This window comes from Dermacoccus sp. Ellin185 (genome assembly GCF_000152185.1).
Lineage (GTDB): Bacteria > Actinomycetota > Actinomycetes > Actinomycetales > Dermatophilaceae > Dermacoccus > Dermacoccus nishinomiyaensis.
Window position 1 is genome coordinate 1 of record NZ_AEIQ01000002.1, and the last position, 3,926, is coordinate 3,926.

The 3,926-nt window shown below is 64.0% G+C and carries 6 protein-coding genes and 1 pseudogene; 3 read left to right on the forward strand and 4 right to left on the reverse strand.

The genetic code is table 11. From position 1 onward, the window contains the following. The coding region (locus HMPREF0321_RS16650) for a hypothetical protein (protein ID WP_217490501.1) at positions 1 to 255 on the forward strand (255 nt) is incomplete at its 5' end. Positions 256 to 407: 152 nt separating this feature from the next. Here the strand turns inward: HMPREF0321_RS16650 and HMPREF0321_RS00065 are convergent. Then, positions 408 to 749, reverse strand: coding sequence for an SDR family NAD(P)-dependent oxidoreductase (locus HMPREF0321_RS00065; RefSeq protein ID WP_006943254.1), 342 nt, complete (start codon positions 747 to 749; stop codon positions 408 to 410). Between the two features lie 203 nt (positions 750 to 952). Here HMPREF0321_RS00065 and HMPREF0321_RS16880 point away from each other — a divergent pair. Together HMPREF0321_RS16880 and HMPREF0321_RS16885 are read left to right on the forward strand one after the other, a co-directional pair. Then, positions 953 to 1,039: pseudogene (locus HMPREF0321_RS16880) on the forward strand (AbiV family abortive infection protein); the annotation flags it as partial. A gap of 161 nt (positions 1,040 to 1,200) precedes the next feature. Continuing rightward, entirely contained in the window at positions 1,201 to 1,425 is a 225-nt protein-coding gene (locus HMPREF0321_RS16885) for a hypothetical protein (protein ID WP_254653945.1), read from the forward strand. 117 nt (positions 1,426 to 1,542) lie between these two features. Here the strand turns inward: HMPREF0321_RS16885 and HMPREF0321_RS15770 are convergent, their stop codons facing one another. From HMPREF0321_RS15770 to HMPREF0321_RS00075, 3 genes are all read right to left on the reverse strand, one after another. Continuing rightward, on the reverse strand, positions 1,543 to 1,707 hold the full coding sequence (locus HMPREF0321_RS15770) for a recombinase family protein (RefSeq protein ID WP_006943256.1): 165 nt from the start codon (positions 1,705 to 1,707) through the stop codon (positions 1,543 to 1,545). 9 nt (positions 1,708 to 1,716) lie between these two features. Next, the gene (locus HMPREF0321_RS00070; RefSeq protein WP_139023494.1) at positions 1,717 to 2,562 is read right to left on the reverse strand and encodes a hypothetical protein; all 846 of its coding nucleotides are present in this window, start codon (positions 2,560 to 2,562) and stop codon (positions 1,717 to 1,719) included. 368 nt (positions 2,563 to 2,930) lie between these two features. After that, a complete protein-coding gene (locus HMPREF0321_RS00075; protein ID WP_040014152.1) occupies positions 2,931 to 3,389 on the reverse strand; it encodes a hypothetical protein in 459 nt (152 codons plus the stop codon). Between the last annotated feature and the right edge of the window lie 537 nt (positions 3,390 to 3,926).

The following is a 3,926-nucleotide window of genomic DNA, read 5'->3' on the forward strand; positions in this document are numbered from 1 at the left end:
TTAATGACGCGCGACACTAGGTTCTCGTCGAATCTTGATGAACCCCAGCACTTCATCACCTTCAGCAGCGACCAGAACTTCGTCGACGAGCGTTCCTGTCGGCACTCCGAAGAAGGGGCGACCCGGGCTCCAGTGACTCCTCGGATCGGTCATCGGCGACCAGCAAGCGTGGTCGATCTCGGCCAGACGCGGCCCGTCATCCACGCGAGCAGGGCGAACGTTGGCCATGACTCGACGTTACGCCCATCACTGTGACGTCGCAGGGGCGCATTCAGCGATGCCTTGGCCTCGCTGTAGCCGACCGGGCCGGTGGAGGGGATGGCGGCGTTGATTGACGAAACGTTGACCATCGCACCGCGGCTGTTGATGAGGTGGGGCAACGTGGACCGGGCCATGCGGATTGCGGTTTAGAGGTTTCGTTCGAGCAGGTCGGTCCACTGCTCGTCCGGGATCTCAAGGAACCCGGCGAGGGTCTGGGGCCCAAAGTCTCCGGCGCCGACACAGTTCACGACGCCGTCGATTCCTGCGCCGAGGTCGAGTGCAGCCTCGGTGACCACTGAAGCAGCGTCGGGGTCGGTGAGGTCAACGGGCACCACGACCCGGGCCACCTCGGCGAGCTCCGGGGTGGGCGTGCGGGTTGCGCCGATAAGTCGGGCGCCTTCCGCGGCCATGGCCCGAGCCGTTGCGAGGCCGATACCGTGTCCCGCCCCAGTGACGATCACGACCTTGTTCTGCAGCTGGAGGTCCATCGATCGTGCCTTCCCTCATCTTTTGGAATCGCAATTACACAACTTTGGAGTGCATCCTCTGACCGGTCAGCGGTGCCGACTAGGTGTACTGACCGGACACGTTGATCAAGGATCGGCCGGTGACGCGAGATACTCGCTGCATGGGCGAGCCGCAGGTTGAAGAGATCAGTGCGGACTTCGCGCGCCGATGGTGGAAGTCCCTGATGGCGAACGCGGTGGCGCTTGTGGAGGATGCCCACGCCCTGGCGGACCGGGGCAGTGCCGGCCGGGCTCAGGCGCTCCTGGTGCTCGCGATGGAGGAAGTGGCGAAGGCGCGCTGGCTTTACGAGGCTGCCGAGTGGGAGTGGGTGCACCTTTGGGCCTCTACGGGGCGGAACCTCGCGAACCTGGCCTGGTTCGGGTTCCGGACGGCCTACGCACCACCCGCGCACCACATGCAGAAAAGCTGCAGGTGGCGGAGCAGTTTGCGTCAGGTCTGGGTGGATTTTGGGACCCAGAGCGTAGGATCGAGTACTACCAGTTGCCGGACTTGGAGACGTTCCGTGGGTTGGCGCGGCAGCGGAACCTCGACAAGCAGGCTGGCTTCTATGTCGACCGTGCAGCCGACCGGATCTCCTCGCCGCTGGACATACCCGCCGGGGGATCGTGGAGCAGATTCGTCGAGCGGCCAAGGTAGTTCAGATGCATCTGATCCAGGACCATACTCGCCAACAAGACGCCTCCGTTCATGGTCGGATCGACTCAGCGGAGGCTCTCCACTGGACGATCTTTCCCTACTCGGACCCCGAGTTCTTCAGCGCGCGAGGCCCTCGTTCGTGCGCTTTACGAGCCGGCGCCGCTCGAACGCGAGCATGAGGTTGATCTGCGCTTCACCCGAGGCGGTGTGCGGGTCGAGGACGCCGGCGTCGCCGGTCTCGACGCTCACGCCGTGCTGCGCCAACTCGAGGATCGTTCCCATCGCCAGGTCTCAGATCGGCAGAGATGCCAGAAGGTTGCCAGCCTGCTCGGCCATCGCGTGCCCAAGGTCCTCCCCGAACGCTGTGGTCACAAGGAACGGCAGCGTCTGAAGTGCTGTTCGCAGCTTCTTGGAGTCATTCGTCTCGACTGCGTCGTCGGCGAGTTCCAATTGAGAGTTCAGTGCGGCGTCGGCCGAGTGGTCGATCCGCTCGGCGCCCCGAATCTGTTCGAGGAAGGCTGCAACGGCCTCGAGGCCGGCGCCGCCCGCGTTGTTGATCGTGGCAGTGTTGCCGTTGCCGTTTTGTTGGAGATTTCCGTTGCCTTGCTGGGTGTACTGCCGCGCGTCCACGCTTACGTGCCCCCCTCCGTGATGAGCGAAGGCCTCAGGACCCAACTCTGAGTCAAGGGCCTGTCGGCCCAGCGGCGTGATGCTGGCAAACAGCAAATGTCCATCACTTTGCCAACCACCCTTCCCCTCGATGCACTTCCGATCCTGCAACGCGCGCACGGCATCCTGAAGCTCCTCGTCGCTGAACGGTTCGCCGTACAGGGGTTCCGCCTGGAGCGAGTCCGTGGAGCGACTACCCGCCGCCAAGCCCTGCAGGATCGCGCACTGTGCGCTTTCGCGGCGAACGCGCTGGCTCTGTCGGCGCGCTGTACTTCGTCCACGAGCCGTGAGGTTAAAGCCGCCTCGCCCCGCAAGGGTTCGATCGTCGATGATGAGTTTCAGACCGACGAGTTCCTCCCACGCCACTTCCTGTTCGTCCGGATCAAGAACATCCTCAGGAATGATCGGGGCGTGCATTTCGTGGGCGTAGACAAGCGCACGGCTTGCGGCCATCGAGAGCGGAGACATGCGGGACTCCAATCGCGGATCGGCTTGGTTGTGTCAGTAGCCCAGCACAAACTACTGACAACTCGGGTTTCCGGCAGGCTAGCCGCCAAAGACTAGAGCCGTCCATGAGTCCTACTGTCACCTGAGGGCGTTCGCCCATGCTTACTACCACCGCCCGGCACCTCCACCGTGACCCCACCTTCGCCGTGACAGCCTGCCGTCGGACGTGGCCCGACGGAGCAGGGCGCGCCAACGTTCCAAGCGCCCGGGCCGGTGACCAACTTGTCCCACTCGGATCGCCTTGAACCGTAGAGCGCTCCAGGTGGCCCGGATTGCGCTTGGCGCAGGGACAGGGCATGGGTAAGCCCCATCACCATGAAGATGCGCCGTCATTCGAAGCGGATCTGCGCCTCCACGTGGCCTCCGCCGCTAGGATCCTTCCACGTCATTTCGACTTCGGCCACACTGCCTCTCAGGTTCGGACTGCCGATGGACTCAAGGTGCCACCCACATCCCGGCTCGAGCGTCGTGCGCGTCCGTGCGTGCGCATCTGGGGCGATTCCCGGCCCATCGGCTCGAACCAAGACCTCCCTCGCGACCCCTCCTCCGTTATTCGTAACAATGAGGCTGGGATTGCTATTTTGCTCAGGCGCAGCCGCCTCGACGCTCAGATCAGCACGCATCGCCGCTGCCGCTGCGCGATCACGATCGGCAACTTCCTCGGCGCGCCGCTCCCCCTCGATTCGCGCCATCGACGTGTCGGCTTTGGCCGATTGGCGGGCATAGACGACGGCGTAGACCGAGGCCAAGAAGGCCAGAACTGAGATCACCAGCGCAGCGATTTCCATATCGCCCAGCTTTGCATGCGTGCCCAGCCAGTACCTCGTAGATGGAGCGACGTACCGCCGTGATCAGACTGATTCCCCCATGGTCTGCACGCCGCGCCTCGCACGCACCCACTCAAGCACGAACGACGACCAATCGGCATTCGCTCCGACCGGCGCCTCCTCGGTTGCCGGCCGCCGACGTGTAGCCCACATTGAGCACGAAAACGAAGACCGCTGGCCGGCGACCCGCTGTTCCGACTCCACAGACCTGGGCGATGGTCGCCCCGGTCCACAGCCCCCTTAGTTACGCAACGTAACCATGAGATGACGCGACAGTGGCCACATCTGAGCGGGTATGGAAGCCGATACTGCGGCACCTTTGCCGGGGTCAGGTTTGGCGCCGAACAAGTTTCGGACCGCGACTAGACGGGTGCCAAGCCCCTCACCCCGGATGACTTCCGTGCCATCTTTGACCACATCCAGATTCCGCCTGGACCGGACCGCGCACCGCCTGCTTGTGAGCGGGGCGCGAGAATGCCAGAGGACCTCGACCGCTCG

Coding starts and splice junctions, on each gene's coding strand:
- HMPREF0321_RS00065 (WP_006943254.1), bottom strand. CDS start 749: ATGGACCTCCAGCTGCAGAACAAGGTCGTGATCGTCACTGGGGCGGGA.
- HMPREF0321_RS15770 (WP_006943256.1), bottom strand. CDS start 1,707: ATGGGAACGATCCTCGAGTTGGCGCAGCACGGCGTGAGCGTCGAGACC.
- HMPREF0321_RS00070 (WP_139023494.1), bottom strand. CDS start 2,562: ATGTCTCCGCTCTCGATGGCCGCAAGCCGTGCGCTTGTCTACGCCCAC.
- HMPREF0321_RS00075 (WP_040014152.1), bottom strand. CDS start 3,389: ATGGAAATCGCTGCGCTGGTGATCTCAGTTCTGGCCTTCTTGGCCTCG.